The 17,533-nt window shown below is 64.9% G+C and carries 18 protein-coding genes and 1 tRNA gene; 13 read left to right on the top strand and 6 right to left on the bottom strand.

Annotated elements, in window-relative coordinates; genetic code table 11:
- Positions 1 to 7: 7 nt before the first annotated feature.
- Complete coding sequence (locus L3V85_RS17825; RefSeq protein WP_237680358.1) at positions 8 to 1,822, bottom strand: extracellular solute-binding protein; 1,815 nt, start codon at positions 1,820 to 1,822, stop codon at positions 8 to 10.
- 37 nt (positions 1,823 to 1,859) lie between these two features.
- Here L3V85_RS17825 and fabI point away from each other — a divergent pair, with 37 nt between their 5' ends.
- Entirely contained in the window at positions 1,860 to 2,642 is a 783-nt protein-coding gene (fabI, locus tag L3V85_RS17820; RefSeq protein ID WP_130424770.1) for an enoyl-ACP reductase FabI, read from the top strand.
- Between the two features lie 62 nt (positions 2,643 to 2,704).
- Entirely contained in the window at positions 2,705 to 3,547 is an 843-nt protein-coding gene (locus tag L3V85_RS17815; protein ID WP_237680357.1) for a DNA ligase, read from the top strand.
- Between the two features lie 45 nt (positions 3,548 to 3,592).
- On the opposite strand, the gene L3V85_RS17810 is transcribed toward L3V85_RS17815, so the two are convergent.
- Positions 3,593 to 5,899, bottom strand: a complete 2,307-nt coding sequence (locus tag L3V85_RS17810) for an arginine/lysine/ornithine decarboxylase (protein ID WP_237680356.1) — start codon at positions 5,897 to 5,899, stop codon at positions 3,593 to 3,595.
- 206 nt (positions 5,900 to 6,105) lie between these two features.
- Between L3V85_RS17810 and L3V85_RS17805 the strand changes: the two genes are divergently transcribed.
- The 5 genes from L3V85_RS17805 (at position 6,106) to L3V85_RS17785 (ending at position 8,656) form a co-directional block, all read left to right on the top strand.
- The gene (locus L3V85_RS17805) at positions 6,106 to 6,531 is read left to right on the top strand and encodes an NfeD family protein (protein ID WP_237680355.1); all 426 of its coding nucleotides are present in this window, start codon (positions 6,106 to 6,108) and stop codon (positions 6,529 to 6,531) included.
- Positions 6,532 to 6,568: 37 nt separating this feature from the next.
- Positions 6,569 to 7,498 carry an SPFH domain-containing protein gene (locus L3V85_RS17800; RefSeq protein ID WP_093054740.1) on the top strand — a complete coding sequence of 310 codons (930 nt, stop codon included), beginning with the start codon at positions 6,569 to 6,571 and terminating at the stop codon, positions 7,496 to 7,498.
- A 25-nt stretch (positions 7,499 to 7,523) separates the two neighbouring features.
- Positions 7,524 to 7,614: transfer RNA gene (locus L3V85_RS17795), tRNA-Ser, on the top strand.
- 195 nt (positions 7,615 to 7,809) lie between these two features.
- Positions 7,810 to 8,166 carry a hypothetical protein gene (locus L3V85_RS17790; protein WP_237680354.1) on the top strand — a complete coding sequence of 119 codons (357 nt, stop codon included), beginning with the start codon at positions 7,810 to 7,812 and terminating at the stop codon, positions 8,164 to 8,166.
- 100 nt (positions 8,167 to 8,266) lie between these two features.
- A complete protein-coding gene (locus L3V85_RS17785) occupies positions 8,267 to 8,656 on the top strand; it encodes a response regulator (protein WP_237680353.1) in 390 nt (129 codons plus the stop codon).
- Positions 8,657 to 8,728: 72 nt separating this feature from the next.
- Here the strand turns inward: L3V85_RS17785 and L3V85_RS17780 are convergent, their stop codons facing one another.
- The 4 genes from L3V85_RS17780 to L3V85_RS17765 all read right to left on the bottom strand — a co-directional run bounded on the left by L3V85_RS17780 (position 8,729) and on the right by L3V85_RS17765 (position 12,419).
- Positions 8,729 to 9,946, bottom strand: coding sequence for a branched-chain amino acid ABC transporter substrate-binding protein (locus L3V85_RS17780; protein WP_237680352.1), 1,218 nt, complete (start codon positions 9,944 to 9,946; stop codon positions 8,729 to 8,731).
- A 136-nt stretch (positions 9,947 to 10,082) separates the two neighbouring features.
- Positions 10,083 to 10,481 carry a hypothetical protein gene (locus L3V85_RS17775; protein ID WP_237680351.1) on the bottom strand — a complete coding sequence of 133 codons (399 nt, stop codon included), beginning with the start codon at positions 10,479 to 10,481 and terminating at the stop codon, positions 10,083 to 10,085.
- Position 10,482: 1 nt separating this feature from the next.
- The gene (locus L3V85_RS17770) at positions 10,483 to 10,923 is read right to left on the bottom strand and encodes a DNA polymerase III subunit chi (protein WP_237680350.1); all 441 of its coding nucleotides are present in this window, start codon (positions 10,921 to 10,923) and stop codon (positions 10,483 to 10,485) included.
- On the bottom strand, positions 10,920 to 12,419 hold the full coding sequence (locus L3V85_RS17765; RefSeq protein ID WP_237680349.1) for a leucyl aminopeptidase: 1,500 nt from the start codon (positions 12,417 to 12,419) through the stop codon (positions 10,920 to 10,922). Before L3V85_RS17765 ends, L3V85_RS17770 begins: the two co-directional genes overlap by 4 nt.
- 21 nt (positions 12,420 to 12,440) lie before the next feature.
- Here L3V85_RS17765 and lptF point away from each other — a divergent pair, with 21 nt between their 5' ends.
- From lptF to L3V85_RS17735, 6 genes are all read left to right on the top strand, one after another.
- A complete protein-coding gene (gene lptF, locus L3V85_RS17760; protein ID WP_237680348.1) occupies positions 12,441 to 13,562 on the top strand; it encodes an LPS export ABC transporter permease LptF in 1,122 nt (373 codons plus the stop codon).
- Positions 13,559 to 14,671 (top strand): LPS export ABC transporter permease LptG, encoded by a 1,113-nt coding sequence (gene lptG, locus L3V85_RS17755; RefSeq protein WP_237680347.1) that lies wholly within the window; start codon positions 13,559 to 13,561, stop codon positions 14,669 to 14,671. Before lptF ends, lptG begins: the two co-directional genes overlap by 4 nt.
- A complete protein-coding gene (locus tag L3V85_RS17750) occupies positions 14,668 to 15,054 on the top strand; it encodes a sirohydrochlorin chelatase (protein WP_237680346.1) in 387 nt (128 codons plus the stop codon). Before lptG ends, L3V85_RS17750 begins: the two co-directional genes overlap by 4 nt.
- 63 nt (positions 15,055 to 15,117) lie before the next feature.
- Positions 15,118 to 16,059: a CysB family HTH-type transcriptional regulator gene (locus L3V85_RS17745; protein WP_007832298.1), complete on the top strand. Its 942-nt coding sequence runs from the start codon at positions 15,118 to 15,120 to the stop codon at positions 16,057 to 16,059.
- On the top strand, positions 16,056 to 17,228 hold the full coding sequence (locus L3V85_RS17740) for a pyridoxal phosphate-dependent aminotransferase (RefSeq protein ID WP_237680345.1): 1,173 nt from the start codon (positions 16,056 to 16,058) through the stop codon (positions 17,226 to 17,228). Before L3V85_RS17745 ends, L3V85_RS17740 begins: the two co-directional genes overlap by 4 nt.
- Before the next feature lie 131 nt (positions 17,229 to 17,359).
- Positions 17,360 to 17,518 (top strand): DUF3309 family protein, encoded by a 159-nt coding sequence (locus L3V85_RS17735; RefSeq protein ID WP_237680344.1) that lies wholly within the window; start codon positions 17,360 to 17,362, stop codon positions 17,516 to 17,518.
- The last annotated feature ends 15 nt before the right edge of the window (positions 17,519 to 17,533 follow it).

Here is a 17,533-nt window from a genome sequence, read left to right as displayed (position 1 = left end):
ATTTCTTTTATTGCTTCGGCGGCTGCTTGGCCCACCAGGTGCCCATGACCCAGTCTTCACCACCGGCATACGGGGGCATCGGGGACTTGAACGACAGGCGCCAATCGTCGTAGACGATGCGGTGCGAGGTCAGCGTCCACTGGGGAATCAGGTAGTGGCTGTGCATGATGACGCGGTCCAGCGCGCGGCATGCGGGCATCAGTTCCGCCTTGGTGTCGGCGTCGACGATGTCCTTGAGCAGCGCATCGATAGCCGGGGTGGAAACGCCCATGTAGTTGCCGGAACTCTCCGTCTTGGCCGCCTTGCTGCCGAAGATTTCGAGCAGCGACTGGCCCGGGTTGTTGGTGCCGGGAAAGTTGATGGTGGTGATGTCGAAGTCGAAGCGGTCGAGCCGCTCCTGGTAGAGCGCGAAATCGACGGTCGCGAAGTTCAGCGTGATGCCGAGTTTCTCGAGGTTGCGGACCCACGGAGAAACGGTGCGCACGCCGCCCTCCTTGCTGTCGAGGTACTCGAGCGTCATGCGCTCGCCCTTGGCGTTGCGCAGCGCGCCGTCGCGGTACTCCCAGCCGGCTTCCTTCAACAGGTCCCGCGCGCGGCGCAGGTTGTTGCGCAGCGAATGGCCCTCGCCCTCGGTGGTGGGAGGCGTATACATCGGCCCGAAGCTCGCGTCGGGAATCTTGCCGCGCCAGGGTTCGAGCAAGGCTTTTTCTTCGGGCGACGGCAGGCCCTTGGCTTCGCAGTCGGTGTTGCCGAACAGGTCGGTCACGCGCGGATAGCCGCCGTAGAACATCTGGCGGTTCATCCATTCGTAGTCGAGCGCCAGGCCCAGCGCCTCGCGCACGCGCGGATCCTTCAGCTTGTCGCGGCGGCTGTTGAGCACGAAGCTCTGGAAGCCCGCGGGCTTCTTGTGCTGGAACTCGCGCTTGACCAGCTCCCCGGTGTTGAAGCGCTTGCCGTTGACCCGCCGCGCCCAGTCGCCAGCCGAGTAGAAGCTCATCATGTCGAACTCGCCGGCCTTCAGCGCCTCGAGCCGGGCCGTGTTGTCCTTGTAGATCTTCACGGTGATGCGGTCGAAGTTGTGCGAGCCGCGGTTCACGGGAAGATCGCGCGCCCAGTAGCCGGGGTCGCGCACGTAGGTGATGTCCTTGCCGAAACGCACTGGGCCGATCTTGTATGCGCCGCTGCCGATGGGAATGTCCATCACCACCTGGTCGAAAGGCTTGGCCTTGCCGTTCTCCACGCCCCATGCGCGGCTGAAGATCGGCAGGCTGCCGACGATCAGCGGCAGTTCGCGGTTCGGCGTCTTGAAGCGAAAGCGGATGGTGCGCGCGTCGATCACGTCGGCGCCGTCGACTTCCTGCAGCAGGGTCTTGTAGCCCGGCGAGGTGTAGGGGCCGATCAGCGTGTCGTAGCTGTGCTTCACATCGGCCGCCTCGACCGGCATGCCGTTGTGGAACCTGGCCTCGGGACGCAGGCGGAAGGTCACGCTGCGGCGGTCGGGCGCCACGGTGACGTCTTCGGCCAGCAGTCCGTAACCGGAGGCGGTTTCGTCCATCGAGCCGGTCAGCAGCGTGTCGAACAGCAGGCTGTCGAGGTAGGCCGGCGCGGAGCCCTTGATGGTGAACGGGTTGTACTTGTCGAAGGTGGAAACGCGCAGGTTGCTTACCAGCCGCAGCTCGCCGCCCTTGGGCGCGGCCGGGTCGACGTAGTCGAAGGCCTTGAAATCGGGGCCGTATTTCAGGTCGTCCCAGAGTGCATATCCATGCGCGGCCCACGCGGGAACCGCACACACCATCAACGACCAGGCCCAGAGAAACCGCATGCGAGAATTCTGCCCAAGATTTTCACGAGGCAACTTCATGGGCTTTCTTTCCGGCAAGAAACTGCTGATCACTGGTGTATTGAGCAATCGCTCCATTGCTTATGGCATTGCCAAGGCCTGTCATGAACAGGGCGCGGAGCTCGCCTTCAGCTACGTCGGCGAGCGATTCAAGGACCGTATCACCGAATATGCCGCAGACTTCGGCTCGAAGCTCATTTTCGACTGCGATGTGGGCGACGACGCGCAAATCGACAAGCTCTTCGCCGATCTGGCGCAGACCTGGCCCAAGTTCGACGGCTTCGTGCACAGCATCGGCTTCGCGCCGCGCGAGTCCATCGCCGGCGACTTCCTCGACGGGCTCTCGCGCGAAGGCTTCAAGATCGCGCACGACATCAGTGCCTACAGCTTCCCGGCCATGGCCAAGTCGGCCCTGCCCTACCTCAACGACAAGTCGGCCCTGCTCACGCTGACCTACCTGGGCGCCGAGCGCGCACTGCCCAACTACAACACCATGGGCCTTGCCAAGGCCTCGCTCGAGGCCTCGGTGCGCTACACGGCCGCCTCGCTCGGCCCGAAGGGCATGCGGGTCAACGGCATCAGCGCCGGCCCGATCAAGACGCTGGCGGCCAGCGGCATCAAGGGCTTCGGCAAGATGCTCGCGGCCGTGGCCGACGCCTCGCCGATCCGCCGCAACGTGACGATCGAAGAAGTCGGCAACGTGGCCGCCTTCCTGCTGAGCGACCTGGCCAGCGGCGTGACGGCGGAGATCACCTATGTCGACGGCGGCTTCAGCAACGTCGTCGGGGGCATGGCGGAGTAACGCCCCTTCAGCTTTGAACCGGTCGCCAGCCGGCCGATTCTCGCTACGTATTCAATAGCATCATGCTGACTCGCCGTTCTCTTCTGCTCGCCGGCTTCGGTTGGGCCGTCGCCCATGCCGCGGCGGCACGCGATGGCGCACCGTCGCTGATGCTGGCGGACGTCTACCGCCCCGGCATGTCGCTCGAGGACCAATGGGTCAGCGAGAAATACGACGGCGTGCGAGGCTACTGGGACGGCAAGCAGCTCTGGACACGCGGCGGCGAGCGCATCGCGGCCCCGGCGTGGTTCACCGCGCCGCTGCCCAGGCAGCCGATGGACGGCGAACTCTGGGTGGGGCGCGGCCGGTTCGCGCGTACCGTGTCCACGGTGCGCAGCAAGACACCCAACGACATCGCGTGGCGCGAGATGCACTTCATGGTCTTCGACCTGCCCACACAGGGCGGCGACTTCACGACGCGCCTCTCCAAGCTGCGCAAGCTGCTGCCGATCACCGACGCGCCGTGGGTCGTCGCCGTTCCACAGGAACGCGCGACCACGCACGCCGAGCTTCAGGCCCTGCTCGACAAGACTGTGAAGATGGGCGGCGAGGGCCTGATGCTGCATCGCGGCGCTTCGCTCTACCGGGGCGAGCGCAACAGCGACCTGCTCAAGTTCAAGCCCTACGACGACGCCGAGGCCCGCGTGGTCGAGCACATCATGACCAAGAGTCGCCGGGGCCCGCGGCTCGCCGCGCTGCTGGTCGAAACGCCCGAAGGCCAGCGCTTCAAGCTCGGCACCGGCCTGACCGACGCCGAGCGCGAGAATCCGCCACCCATCGGCAGCTGGGTCACGTACCGCTTCGACGGCACCACCGCCAACGGCTTGCCCAAGCTCGCGCGCTTCGCAAGGGTGCACGAAGGCTAACCGGAGCTTTTGCTCCAGGGCCTTCGCGCCCTTCCCTCCTGCCAGTTACTTGGCCGTCTGGCGCACGCAGTCAGCGTAGTAGCGCTTCTTGCCCGTTTCGTCGACGCGCGCCACCAAGCCGTGGATGTCGGTCTCGAAACCCGGGCACTGCAGGTTGAACTCGCGCGAGAACTTGAGGTAGTCGACGATCTTCTTGTTGAACACTTCGCCCGGAATCAGCAGCGGAATGCCCGGCGGGTACGGCGTGATCAGGCTGGTGGTGATGCGGCCTTCGAGCTCGTCGATCTCCACGCGCTCGGTCTTGCGGTGCGCGATATGGGCGAAGGCGTCGCTGGGCTTCATGGCCGGCGTCAGGTCGCTCAGGTACATCTCGGTCGTGAGGCGCGCCACGTCGTAGCGCGCATACAGCTGGTGGATGTGCTGGCACAGGTCGCGCAAGCCGAGGCGCTCGTAGCCCGGGTGCTGCTGGCAGAACTCCGGCAGGATGCGCCACATCGGCTGGTTGCGCGCGTAGTCGTCCTTGAACTGCTGCAGCGCCGTGAGCAGCGTGTTCCAGCGGCCCTTGGTGATGCCGATGGTGAACATGATGAAGAAGCTGTACAGGCCCGTCTTCTCCACGATCACGCCGTGTTCCGCGAGGAACTTGGTGACCACGCTGGCAGGAATGCCGGTCTCGGCAAAGTTGCCTTCGAGGTCGAGGCCCGGCGTCACGATGGTCGACTTGATCGGGTCGAGCATGTTGAAGCCGTCGGCCAGTTCGCCGAAGCCGTGCCAGTTGCGCGGCGACTTCTTGCTCTTGCTCTTGGACGGGCCGTTCTTCTCGCCGTGCATGATCCAGTCTTCGGCGCGGCCGATGCCTTCGTCGACGAGCTTCTCGGGGCCCCAGACCTTGAACCACCACTCGTCCTTGCCGAATTCTTCCTCGACCTTGCGCATGGCGCGGCGGAAGTCCAGCGCCTCCAGGATGCTTTCTTCCACCAGCGCGGTGCCGCCGGGCGGCTCCATCATGGCGGCGGCCACGTCGCAGCTCGCGATGATCGCGTACTGCGGGCTGGTCGACGAGTGCATCAGGTAGGCCTCGTTGAAGAGGTCGCGGTCGAGCTGACGGTTCTGCGAGTCCTGCACCAGCACGTGGCTGGCCTGGCTGATGCCGGCGAGCAGCTTGTGCGTGGACTGGGTGGCGAACACCAGCGACTCCTTCGGGCGCACGCGGCGCTTGCCCATCGCGTGGTAGGCGCCGTAGAACGGGTGGAAGGCGGCGTGCGGCAGCCAGGCTTCGTCGAAATGCAACGTGTCGACGTAGCCGTCGAGCATGTTCTTGATGGTCTCGGTGTTGTAGATCACGCCGTCGTAGGTCGACTGCGTGAGCGTCATCACGCGCGGCTTGACCTTGTCGGCATCGACATCGGCCAGCAGCGGGTTGGCCTTGATCTTGGCCTTGATGGCGCTCTGCTCGAACTCGCTCTTCGGAATCGGGCCGATGATGCCGAAGTGGTTGCGCGTCGGCTTCATGAACACCGGAATCGCGCCGGTCATGATGATCGCGTGCAGGATCGACTTGTGGCAGTTGCGGTCGACCACCACCACGTCGTCGGGCGCCACGGTGTGGTGCCAGACCATCTTGTTGCTGGTGCTGGTGCCGTTGGTCACGAAGAAGCAGTGGTCGGCATTGAAGATGCGCGCCGCGTTGCGCTCGCTGGCGGCCACCGGGCCGGTGTGGTCGAGCAGCTGGCCCAGTTCTTCCACGGCGTTGCAGACGTCGGCGCGCAGCATGTTTTCGCCGAAGAACTGGTGGAACATCTGGCCCACCGGGCTCTTCAGGAACGCCACGCCGCCCGAATGGCCGGGGCAATGCCAGGAGTAGGAACCGTCTTCCGCGTAGTCGATCAGCGCCTTGAAGAACGGCGGCTGCACGCCTTCGAGATAGCTCTTGGCCTCGCGGATGATGTGGCGCGCCACGAATTCGGGGGTGTCCTCGAACATGTGGATGAAGCCGTGCAGCTCGCGCAGGATGTCGTTCGGGATGTGGCGCGAGGTCTTGGTCTCGCCGTAGATGTAGATCGGCACATCGGCGTTCTTGCGGCGCACCTCGCCGATGAAGTTGCGCAGGCTCAGCACGGCCGGATCGAGGTCGGGGCCGACGGTGAATTCTTCATCGTCGATCGACAGAATGAAGGCGCTGGCGCGGCTTTGCTGCTGGGCGAACTGGCTCAGGTCGCCATAACTCGTGACGCCCAGCACCTCGAAGCCCTCCGTCTCGATGGCCTGCGCGAGCGCGCGGATGCCGAGGCCCGAAGTGTTTTCGGAGCGGAAGTCCTCGTCGATGATGACGATGGGAAAGCGGAATTTCATGAGCGGGGCTCCGGGTCAGGCAATGAGACGAGGCGCGAAGTGTACGGAATTCAGATGAAGAATCCGGTCAGCCTGCCGCAAGCCATTCATCGGAGGCAGGCAAGGGCCGCGCCGACCCGGCGCCAGTACCCCTACGCAGGACAAGCGCTTGGGCGCGATGCCGCAGAATGGCGCGCATCGAACAAGCAAGAAGAGGAGTCGACAACATGGCGAATTCCACCGTCTGGTGGCTGATCGCGGGGGCAGCCATCGTGGCCGAGCTGCTTTCGGGCACGGTCTACCTGCTGCTCCTGGCCGCGGGCTTTGCAGGAGCCGCCATCTCGGCACACCTGGGCTTCGACATCGTCACGCAGCTGATCGTGGCTTCGGTGATCGGCGTGGGGGCCGTGCTGGTCTGGTATTCCATTCAGCGCAAGCGCCCGCCCGCCCCGCCCAGCGGCGCCAACCCCGACCTGAACCTCGACATCGGCGAGATCGTGCACGTCGAGGCATGGAACGCCGACGGCACGGCCACCGTGCGCTATCGGGGCGCGCAATGGACGGTGGTGCCCCGCGCAGGCCGCGCGCCCTCGACCGGCGAGCACCGGGTGGTCGAGGTGATCGGCAGCCGTCTCGTCGTCGACAAGGTTTAGTCAGTCCGTCTCTAGAACTCAGAAAAGGAAGCGCACCATGGAATTTTCGGTCCCTCTCATCATCCTGGTCATCGCGATCATCTTCATCAGCCAGTCGGTCAAGTTCGTGCCGCAGCAGAACGCATGGGTGCGCGAGCGCCTGGGCAAGTACCACGGCACCATGACGCCCGGCCCCAACTTCCTGATCCCGTTCATCGACCGCGTGGCCTACAAGCACAGCCTGAAGGAAATCCCGCTCGACGTGCCGAGCCAGATCTGCATCACGCGCGACAACACGCAGCTGCAGGTCGACGGCATCCTGTACTTCCAGGTGACCGACCCGATGCGCGCGAGCTACGGCTCGTCGAACTACATCGTGGCGGTGACGCAACTGGCCCAGACTTCCCTGCGCAGCGTGATCGGCAAGCTCGAGCTCGACAAGACCTTCGAGGAACGCGACGTCATCAACGCCCAGGTGGTGGCCGCCATCGACGAGGCCGCGCTCAACTGGGGCGTGAAGGTGCTGCGCTACGAAATCAAGGACCTGACGCCGCCGAAGGAAATCCTGCTGGCCATGCAGGCGCAGATCACCGCCGAGCGCGGCAAGCGCGCGCTGATTGCGGCGTCCGAAGGCCGCCGCCAGGAGCAGATCAACATCGCGACCGGCGAGCGCGAGGCTTTCATCGCCCGTTCCGAGGGCGAAAAGCAGGCACAGATCAACAACGCGCAGGGTGAAGCAGCCGCCATCACGGCGGTGGCCACGGCCACGGCGGACGCCATCGAACGCGTGGCGGCCGCCATCCGCCAGCCGGGCGGCGAACAGGCAGTGCAGCTCAAGGTGGCCGAGCGCGCGGTCGATGCCTACGGCAAGGTTGCAGCCGATTCCAAGACCACGTTGATCGTTCCGAGCAACATGTCGGAGACCGCTGCGCTCATCGCTTCGGCAATGCGCATGGTCCAGGCAGGCAAACCTTCGAATCCGACCTGAACAGACTGCTACAATCAGAGGCTCAGGAGCGGTGGATGAGCGGTTTAAGTCGCACGCCTGGAAAGCGTGTGAGGGTTAATAGCCCTCCGCGGGTTCGAATCCCGCCTGCTCCGCCAAAGATTGATTGTTCGTAACCGTTCGCGAACATTGCTGATCAGAAGAAGCCCGAGTCGCCACAAGCACTCGGGCTTTTTTGTCGTCCGCAAGACAAGCTCAAGCGTTGCTTTGCAACAACTGGCGTCGGCAACCCAGGCACTTTCGTCTGGCGTACGATCCAAAGGTTTTACTTTCAAGCCCGCAAAGGAGCCTCGATGGCTGGACAACCGCAACCCTCGCCGCGTGGCACGACATCGCTGGATCGCACCCTGCAGAAAAGCGAACAGGTGGCCGCTGACGTGCAGCGGGCATCGGACAACCTTGCCGTGGTGAACACGGTGCTCGAGCAGGAGCTGCCTGAGGAGGTTCAGGTCGGCGAAGTGGCCCAAGCCATCGAACACACGAGCCAGCTCGAGGAAAAACTGGCCAAGTCGGCAGAGAAGCTGGCTGAAGTGAACGCGGCCCTGAGCGAAGAAATCGAGAAGCGCCTCGAAGTGACGGCCGAGCGCGACGAGAGCCAGGCGCTGGCCGAGAAGCTCAAGGCCAAGATCCGCTCGGGACAGACGGACTGAGCGGCGCATCGCGCACCGCTCTCCCCGTCCGTATCCTTTCTCCTACGCTGCGCCGGCATCAGGCACGCTACGCTATTGGTTCTCAAAGCGAAACCACGGCATGGCCCTCATCACGTTCCTCGTCGAGGACAACAAGACCATCAGGGACAACCTGGTCCCGGCACTGGAGGACCTGGTCAATGGCCGTGTGGTCGGCTTCGCCGAAACCGAATCGGATGCACTGGCATGGATCGCGGCGCACCCGGACGACTGGCAGCTCCTCATCGTCGACCTGTTCCTCAAGGAAGGCTCCGGCCTCGGTGTGCTCGCCGGCTGCAAGACACGCAAGCCCGGCCAACGGGTCGTGGTGCTGAGCAACTACGTCACGGCAGACATCCGCTCACGCTGCGGTGCTCTTGGAGCCGATGCGGTATTCGACAAGTCGCGTGACCTCGACGCCTTCATCGAGTACTGCAACGCGGACCGCCCGTCAGGGCTCGCACCGCTGTAAACCCGCTTTTGAAGCAGACATGAAAAAAGGGCCCGAAGGCCCTTTTTCTTTTGCGGCAGTTGCCTGCGCGAATCAACGCACCACGGCGATTTGCGTGCGTGCACCACCCTTGTAGGTGTACAGCGTCAGCGCGCCGTTCTTGATGTCGCCCTTTTCGTCGAAGGCGATCGGGCCGGTCACGCCCTTGTATTGCACCTTGCCGACTTCCGGCAGGTACTTTTCGGGGTCGGACGAGCCGGCCTTGACCATGGCTTCAGCCAGCACGTTGACCGCGTCGTACACGTACGGTGCATAGATCTGCACTTCCACGCCGTTCTTGGTCTTGAACTTGGCCTTGAAGTCTTCCAGAGGTTGCTTGAAGTCGCCGTCCACGCCGCCGGCTTCAGCGCACACCACCATGTCTTCGCCGATGGCATCGCCAGCCAGCTTCGGCAGTTCGCCGGTGCACAGGCCGTCGCCACCCATGAACTTGACGTTCAGGCCGAGTTGCTTGACCTGCTTGAGCATCGGGCCGCCCACGGCGTCCATGCCGCCGAAGAACAGCACGTCGGGCTTGGCCGACTTGAGCTTGGTCAGGATGGCGTTGAAGTCGGTCGACTTGTCAGTGGTGAATTCGTGGCCCACGATGGTGGCGCCGGCGGCCTTGGCCGACTTCTCGAATTCTTCGGCAACGCCTTGGCCGTAAGCCGTACGGTCGTCGATCACGGCAATGTTCTTGCCCTTGAGCGTTTCGACTGCGTACTTGCCCAGCGTACCGCCGAGTTGCGTGTCGTCAGCCACCACGCGGAACGTGGTCTTGAAGCCTTGACGCGTGTACTTGGGATTCGTGGCCGAAGGCGAGATCTGGGGAATGCCAGCGTCGCTGTACAGCTTGGAAGCGGGGATGGTGGTGCCCGAGTTCAGGTGGCCGACCACGCCGTTGACCTTTTCGTCGACGAGCTTCTGGGCCACTGCGGTGCCTTGCTTCGGATCGCCTGCGTCGTCTTCGGCGACCAGCTCGAACTTGGCGGTCTTGTCGCCGATCTTGATGCCCTTGGCATTCAGGTCTTCGATGGCCATCTTGGCGCCCATTTCGTTGTCCTTGCCCAAGTGGGCAATGGGACCGCTGGTAGGTGCAACGTGACCGATCTTGACGACCAGCGTGTCCCCGGCAGGTGCAGGTGCAGGCGCGGCAGCCGGGGCCGCGGCCGTTGGCGCGGGCGCTGCAGCGGGAGCAGCGGCTTCTTCTTTCTTGCCGCAAGCCACAAGCGTGATTGCAGCCAGTGCGACCGCAGTCCATTTCAATTGCATGGGAACCTCCAGAACTTGGATGAAAAGAATAAAAAACCGGTCGTGTGATCCGGGCGGCTAGACCTCGCAAGTTTCGCGCCGCAGACCAGCGGCACCCTCACGCCCTTCCGACCTGCGGCGCAGTTTAGCCGAGGATTTATGCGCCGGAAGCTGGCGTAGACCCTGTGTTTTCGCTGAGTTCGGCAGCCATTGCCTCGATCACCAGAGCACGCAGAACGGCTTCGATTTCATTGCGCAAACGCGGCACCATTGCATCGAGTTGATGCTGAACGGCAGCTGACACGGTGTCGCTCAAACGCTCTTCCAAAGAGAGGTCCACGCGCTGCAGCACGCGATGCAGCAGTTGCTCTTCGAGGCTGACGATTTCCGCCTGCGACAGCTGCGCCGCCGGCGGCAATGCCATGGTGCTTTCCGGGTCTGGCTGCGTCGCCTGCACGGCCGCCTGCGGCTCGGGGACCGCGGGCTCCGCCGGGATCTCGAGCACCGTGGTCAGGGTGGGAACGAACCGGGGCGGCGTGCGCAGGTTGCTGGCCATGTCAGGAACTCTTTGCGAAGTCGTGCGGCTGGATGGTGTAGCCGCGGTCGGCGTAGTGACGCCAGCGCGAACGGCCGACCTGACGGTCGTTGCTTTCGTCGCTCACGATGTCGATGAGACGCTCGTAGCGCTCGAAGCCGGCCGGCACCTCGAGCCCGAGGTTCACCAGCATCTCGCGGTGCGGCAGCGCGGCCGCGTCCGCACCGTCGGAAGAAAGAATGACGGGCGTACGCGCAAGCACATGAGGCGGCGCATCGCCACGGCAATGCGCGACGAAGTCCACCGGCGAAAGCTGCCAGAGCGCGGCATCCACCACGTCGAGCGCGCGCGCGTCGCCGATCACCACCACGCGCAGGCCGCGCGCATTGACGGCCTTTCGAACCAGCCGGCAGGCGTAGTTCAGCTTGTCCGGCGCGTTGTAGTGAAAACCGATTTCCGTCACTTCGCGGACCGGGCCTTTCGAGCCGGAGCCTTGTCGGCCGCCTTGGCCTGCACGCCACTGGCCGCGCGGCTCGTGAGGTACGAGACCAGCAGCCCCACCGGTCGGCCGGTCGAGCCCTTGGCCGCCCCGCTCTTCCAGGCCGTGCCGGCGATGTCGAGGTGGGCCCAGGCGAAGTCGCCCGCAAAGCGCTGCAGGAACTTGGCCGCGGTGATGGCGCCGCCGGCACGGCCGGCGATGTTGGCCACGTCGGCGAAGTTGCTCTTGAGGCCCTCGGCGTAGTCGTCGTCCAGCGGCAGGCGCCAGCAGCGGTCTTGCGAGGCTTCACCGGCGGTTTCCAGCGCGGCGGCCAGCGTTTCGTCGCTGGAGAACAGGCCGCTGCGCACGCCGCCGAGCGCCACCACGCAAGCACCGGTCAGCGTGGCGATGTCGATCACCGCGGTGGGGTCGAAGCGCTTGGCATAGGTGAGCGCGTCGCAAAGAATCAGGCGGCCTTCGGCATCGGTGTTGAGCACTTCGATGGTCTGGCCGCTCATGCTGGTGACCACGTCGCCCGGCTTGACCGAGCGGCCGTCGTTCATGTTCTCGCACGACGGAATCAGGCCGACGACGTTGATCGCGGGCTGGATGTCGCCGAGCGCACGGAAGGTGCCCAGCACGCTCGCAGCGCCGCACATGTCGAACTTCATCTCGTCCATTTCGGCGGCGGGCTTGAGCGAAACGCCGCCGGTATCGAAGGTGATGCCCTTGCCGACCAGCACCACGGGCGCCTGGTCCTTGGGGCCGCCCTGGTAGCGCAGCACGATGAAGCGCAGCGGCTCGGCAGAGCCCTGCGCCACCGCCATGAACGAGCCCATGCCGAGCTTCTCGACTTCCTTCGGGCCCAGCACTTCGCACTTGATCTTGGGCAGCTTGGCCAGCCCCTTGGCGGCCTCGCCCAGCAGCGTGGGCGTGGCGTGGTTGGCGGGGCGGTTGCCCCACTCCTTGGCCAGCTCGATACCCCGCACGGTGGCGCGGGCATCGTTGAAAGCGCCGGTAACAGCTGTCGCATCGGCCACACCGACGCTCAGGTTGCGGATGCTGCGCGGCTCGGCCTTCGACTTGGTGGTGGTGTAGACATAGCTGGCATCGGCCGCCGCCGTGACGGCGCAAGCCACCGCCGCGCCGTCCGCGGGCTGCGCGAACACAAGAACCACCCGCTTCGGCCCATGGGCCTTGGCCGCGTTGACCGCCGCCGCGACGCCGCTGCGCACCGACGCGGGCTTGCCGTCGCCGATGGCCGCGAACACCACGCGGGCCGCCACGACGTCGTCGGGGCGGTACAGCGTGAGGAGTTTTCCGGCCTTGTCGGGCAGGTCCCCGGCCTTGCGGGCACTGGCGGCCAGCACGGAAAGCGGGTCTTTGGTGGTGAGCGGGGCGCTGCCGACGAGCACGATCAGGACATCGGATTTCTCGGCTGCGGCCTGGGCGACGGTGAGGGTCTTGAGTTGAAAGTCCATAATCCTTTTTTTCCTCGAACGATGTTATTCCATTCTTCCCTACGCAAGGAGCTGTCCCGCAGCTTCGGAGCGACCCTCGTGGTTCTGGTCACCATCGTGATGACCATGATGCTCATCCGTACCCTCGGGCTCGCGTCCAAGGGCAGTGTGAACCCGCAGGAGGTGTTCCTGGTCATGGCCTACACGGTGCTAGGCTACATGCCGACCATCCTGAGCCTGAGCCTGTTCATCGCCATCGTCGGGACGCTCTCGCGCATGTACCGCGACAGCGAAATGGTCATCTGGTTCTCCAGCGGCCGCGGCCTCATGGACTTCGTGAAGCCCCTGTTTCGCTTCGCCTGGCCGGTGCTGATCCTGATCGCGGTGATGGCGCTGGTCGGCTGGCCGTGGGCCAACTCGCAGACCATCGGCATGCGCAAGCAGTACGAGCAGCGCAGCGACATCGAGCGCGTGGCGCCCGGCGAATTCCGCGAATCCGCGGGCCGCGTGCGGGTGTTCTTCATCGACAAGGAGACGCCTGACAACTCCAAGGCCACCAACGTCTTCATCTGGTCGGTCGAGCGCAACATGCAGATCACCACCTCGGCGCGCAGCGGCAGCATCGAGAACATCGGCGACTCCCGCTACCTGCTGCTCAACAACGGCCAGCGGCTGGAGCAGCCGATGGCCAACACCGGCCTGAAGATCAGCGAATTCAAGACCTACGGCACCCGCGCCGGCGGCAGCGACGGCCTCACGAACGACGCCACGCCGTCGCGCGCACGCACCACGCTTTCGCTGCTGACCGACCCGAGCGACATGAGCCGGGGCGAGCTGGCCTGGCGCATCGGCATGCTGCTGACCGCCGTCAACTTCGTGCTGCTGGCGCTGAACGTCTCCAGCGCCAACCCCCGCGTCGGCCGCAGCGGCAACCTGCTGCTGGCGCTGTTCGCCTTCGTCGTCTACTACAACATGCTCAACCTGGGCCAGAGCTGGATCAGCTCGGGCCGCTTCAGCATGGGCGGCTTCATGCTGCTGCTGCACGGCGGCGTGCTCGCGATCAACCTCGCGTGGCTGACCGCGCGCCAGAACAACTGGGGCCGCCGCGCCAGAAAAGTCCGCGCCGCCGCGCCGACCATTGCCAAGATCGAACCCACCACGTGAAAACGATAAGACGCCTGATCTACGTGGAGGTGCTGAAGTCCGTCGCGTTCGTGACGCTCGGCTTCCTGAGCCTCTTTTTCTTCTTCGACTTCGTCGACGAGCTGCAGTCCATCGGCAAGCCGGACAGCCTCAACTACGGGCCCATGCAGGCGCTGATCTACGTGGCCCTGCTGATTCCGAGCCACCTGTACGAACTGCTGCCGATCACCGTGCTGATCGGCTCCATCTTCGTGATGGCGCGGCTCGCGCAAAGCTCCGAATACACCATCCTGCGCACCAGCGGCCTGGGACCGTGGCGCGCGCTGCGCACCCTGCTGCTGCTGGGCCTGAGCTTCGTCGTGCTGACCTTCGCGATCGGCGACTACGTGGCGCCCACCTCGGAGCGCACCGGCCAGTTGCTCAAGGCGCGCTACCAGGGCACCTATTCCCTGGCGGGCAACACCGGCGCCTGGCTCAAGGAAAAGCGCGGCGACGTCTCGTATGCGGTGAATGTGCTGGCCATCGACCGCGGCGGCGCGCTCAAGAGCCCCCGCATCTTCGAGTTCGACGACAAGGGCTACATCAAGACGCAGACGCTCGCGGCCTCGGCCCGCATCGGCGGCGACGGCCACTGGATACTGACCGACGTCGACCAGCAGCACTACGACACGCAAGGCGCCGCCGACCGGGCGCACATCGTCAGCACCAAGATTCCCGAGCTGAACTGGCCGACCTCGCTGACCGCCGAGATGGTGTCGGTGGCCCTGCTGCGCCCCGACCGCATGAGCACGATCGACCTGTTCGACTACATCCGCCACCTCGACGCCAACGGCCAGACCGCCCAGCGCTACGAGATCGAGTTCTGGCGCAAGGTGTTCTATCCGCTGTCGTGCCTGGTGATGGTGGTTCTCGCCCTGCCCTTCGCCTACCTGCACTTCCGCCAGGCCGGCATCACGACCTATGTGTTCGGCGGCGTGATGATCGGCATCAGCTTCTTCCTGCTGAACAACGTGTTCGGCTACCTCGGCAACCTCGGCAACTGGTCGCCATGGCTCACGGCCGCGGCGCCGGGGCTGATCTACTCGGTGATGTCGTTGACGGCCTTCAGTTGGCTGGTCCTGAGACGATGACGGCGCCAACCCGGGGCAGGCAGATCCAGGGCATCGTCCTGCTGGCGCACGGCTCGCGAGACGAGCGCTGGCGCGAACCCATCGAAGCCGTGGCCGCGCGCGTAACCAGCCGCGCACCCGACGCGCTCGTGGCCTGCGCGTACATGGAACTGGCCGCGCCCGACCTTCCCACGGCGGTCGCGGCCCTGGTCACCGCCGGTGCCACCGCCGTCCGGCTGGTTCCGCTTTTCCTCGGCATGGGCAAACACGCCCGCGAAGACCTGCCGCAACAGGTCGACGCGCTGCGCCAGCGCTGGCCGGCCATCGACATCTCGCTGGCCCGGATCGTGGGCGAGGAGCCCGAACTGGTCGACCTGCTGGCCAAAATTGCAATCAAAAACTGAAGATCCGGCAATTTCGATAGATTCCGAAGGCATAATGAATTCCGCAATAAGACGGAATTTGATATGAATCTGCATCAGTTCAAGTTTGTTCAGGAAGCCGTGCGGCGCAACCTGAACCTCACCGAGGCGGCCAAGGCACTCCATACCTCGCAGCCTGGTGTTTCCAAGGCGATCATCGAGCTCGAGGAAGAACTGGGCGTTGAAATCTTCGCGCGCCACGGCAAGCGGCTCAAGCGCGTTACCGAGCCGGGCCAGCATGTCATTGCCAGCATCGAACTCATCATGCGAGAGGTGGGCAACCTCAAGCGCATCGGCGAGCAGTTCAGCGCGCAGGACAGCGGCACCCTTTCGATCGCCACCACCCACACCCAGGCGCGCTACGTGCTGCCGGTGCCCGTGGCCAACCTGCGCGAGGCCTACCCCAAGGTCAACGTGAGCCTGCACCAAGGCTCGCCCGACCAGGTGGCGCGCATGGTGATCGACGAAATCGCCGAAATCGGCATCGCCACCGAATCGCTCGACGGCTACGCCGAGCTGGTCACCCTGCCCTGCTACGAATGGCAGCACGTGCTGGTGCTGCCCAAGGACCATCCGCTGGCCGCCAAGGAGCGCATTTCGCTCGAAGACCTGGCGAGCGAGCCGATCATCACGTACCACCCGTCGTTCACCGGCCGCACGCGCATCGACCATGCCTTCGCGCAGAAGAAGCTCACGCCGCGCATCGCGCTGGAAGCCATCGACTCCGACGTGATCAAGACCTACGTGCGCCTCGGCCTGGGTGTGGGCATCGTGGCCGAGATGGCGGTGCGCGACGAGTCGAACGCCGACCTCGTGGTGCGCCCCATGGGCCATGTGTTCGGCCAGAATATCGCCCGCGTCGCCTTCAAGCGCAGCGCCTACCTGCGCAACTTCGTCTTCAAGTTCGCCGAGCTGCTCTCCGACCGCCTAGACCGCAACCTGATCGCCAAGGCCCTGAGCGGCCACCAACAAGACTACGAGCTATGAGCACAGTTCACGCCCCACGCACGCCCGAAGTGGGCACCAAGCTGCCCTCCGTCGGCACCACCATCTTCACGGTCATGTCGACCCTGGCGGCAGAGAAGAACGCGGTCAACCTGGGCCAGGGCTTTCCGGACTTCAACTGCGACCCGAAACTGCTCGAAGACGTGACGGCGGCCATGGCCGCGGGCCACAACCAGTACCCGCCGATGCCGGGCATTCCGGCGCTGCGCGAGGCCATCGCCGCCAAGATCTCGGCGCTGTACGGTCACGGCTACAGCGCGGCCACTGAAATCACCGTCACCGCCGGCGCCACGCAGGCCATCATCACGGCCATCCTCGCCGTGGTGCGCCCGGGCGACGAAGTGATCGTGCTGGAGCCCTGCTACGACAGCTACGTGCCCAACATCGAGCTGGCCGGCGGCAGCGTGGTGCGCGTGCCGCTCGTGCCCGGCACCTTCCGCCCCGACTTCGACAAGATCGCCGCCGCGCTCACGCCGCGCACGCGCGCCATCATCATCAACACGCCGCACAACCCGAGCGCCACGGTCTGGACCGAGGCCGAGATGCGCAAGCTCGAGGAACTGCTCGCCCCAACCGACGTGTTCGTGATCAGCGACGAGGTCTACGAGCACATGGTGTTCGACCAGGCGCGGCACGAGAGCGTGGCGCGCTTCCCGGGCCTGGCGGCGCGCAGCTTCATCGTCAGCAGCTTCGGCAAGACTTATCACGTCACCGGCTGGAAGGTCGGTTTCGTGGCCGCGCCGGCGCCGCTGATGGCCGAGTTCCGCAAGGTGCACCAGTTCAACGTGTTCACCGTGAACACGCCGATGCAGCACGCGCTCGCGCGCTACATGGCCGAGCCCGCGCCCTACCTGGAACTGCCGGCTTTCTACCAGCGCAAGCGCGACCTGTTCGCCGCCGGCCTGGCCGAGAAGACGCGCTTCAAGCTGCTGCGCAGCGAAGGCAGCTACTTCCAGTGCGTCGACATCTCGGCGGTGAGCGACCTGTCGGAAGCCGATTTCTGCCTCTGGCTCACCAGCGAGATCGGCGTGGCGGCGATTCCGCTGTCGGCCTTCTACGGCAACGGCTTCGATCAGCGGGTGGTGCGCTTCTGCTTCGCCAAGAAGGACGAAACGCTGCTCGCCGCGCTGGAGCGACTCGCGCGCCTCTGACGGCAAACCGGCAAGGCGCCGACACCGGCGGTAGGACTTTGGATGACCGCCGAAGAGGCTGCTATCCGGCGATCCGCGCGACACGCCAGGGCGAGCATCAAAGCTCATCACAACAACGCCCTGGAGAAAACATGTCGCTCTCGTTCATTCTGCTGATCGTTCTGATCCTGGTACTGATAGGCGCGCTGCCGAGCTGGGGCTATAGCCGGTCCTGGGGCTATGGTCCCAGCGGCGGCGTCGGCCTGATCGTGCTGATCGTCGTGATCCTCGTGCTCATGGGACGCATATAGGCACGAGCGGCCCAT

Origin of the sequence: Variovorax paradoxus, assembly GCF_022009635.1 — a bacterium.
GTDB lineage: Bacteria > Pseudomonadota > Gammaproteobacteria > Burkholderiales > Burkholderiaceae_C > Variovorax.
The sequence above is the reverse complement of the archived record's forward strand: the minus strand, read 5'-3'. Positions and strand labels throughout refer to the sequence as shown.

Coding starts and splice junctions, on each gene's coding strand:
- L3V85_RS17825 (WP_237680358.1), bottom strand. CDS start 1,822: ATGCGGTTTCTCTGGGCCTGGTCGTTGATGGTGTGTGCGGTTCCCGCG.
- fabI (WP_130424770.1), top strand. CDS start 1,860: ATGGGCTTTCTTTCCGGCAAGAAACTGCTGATCACTGGTGTATTGAGC.
- L3V85_RS17815 (WP_237680357.1), top strand. CDS start 2,705: ATGCTGACTCGCCGTTCTCTTCTGCTCGCCGGCTTCGGTTGGGCCGTC.
- L3V85_RS17810 (WP_237680356.1), bottom strand. CDS start 5,899: ATGAAATTCCGCTTTCCCATCGTCATCATCGACGAGGACTTCCGCTCC.
- L3V85_RS17805 (WP_237680355.1), top strand. CDS start 6,106: ATGGCGAATTCCACCGTCTGGTGGCTGATCGCGGGGGCAGCCATCGTG.
- L3V85_RS17800 (WP_093054740.1), top strand. CDS start 6,569: ATGGAATTTTCGGTCCCTCTCATCATCCTGGTCATCGCGATCATCTTC.
- L3V85_RS17790 (WP_237680354.1), top strand. CDS start 7,810: ATGGCTGGACAACCGCAACCCTCGCCGCGTGGCACGACATCGCTGGAT.
- L3V85_RS17785 (WP_237680353.1), top strand. CDS start 8,267: ATGGCCCTCATCACGTTCCTCGTCGAGGACAACAAGACCATCAGGGAC.
- L3V85_RS17780 (WP_237680352.1), bottom strand. CDS start 9,946: ATGCAATTGAAATGGACTGCGGTCGCACTGGCTGCAATCACGCTTGTG.
- L3V85_RS17775 (WP_237680351.1), bottom strand. CDS start 10,481: ATGGCCAGCAACCTGCGCACGCCGCCCCGGTTCGTTCCCACCCTGACC.
- L3V85_RS17765 (WP_237680349.1), bottom strand. CDS start 12,419: ATGGACTTTCAACTCAAGACCCTCACCGTCGCCCAGGCCGCAGCCGAG.
- lptF (WP_237680348.1), top strand. CDS start 12,441: ATGTTATTCCATTCTTCCCTACGCAAGGAGCTGTCCCGCAGCTTCGGA.
- L3V85_RS17750 (WP_237680346.1), top strand. CDS start 14,668: ATGACGGCGCCAACCCGGGGCAGGCAGATCCAGGGCATCGTCCTGCTG.
- L3V85_RS17745 (WP_007832298.1), top strand. CDS start 15,118: ATGAATCTGCATCAGTTCAAGTTTGTTCAGGAAGCCGTGCGGCGCAAC.
- L3V85_RS17740 (WP_237680345.1), top strand. CDS start 16,056: ATGAGCACAGTTCACGCCCCACGCACGCCCGAAGTGGGCACCAAGCTG.
- L3V85_RS17735 (WP_237680344.1), top strand. CDS start 17,360: ATGTCGCTCTCGTTCATTCTGCTGATCGTTCTGATCCTGGTACTGATA.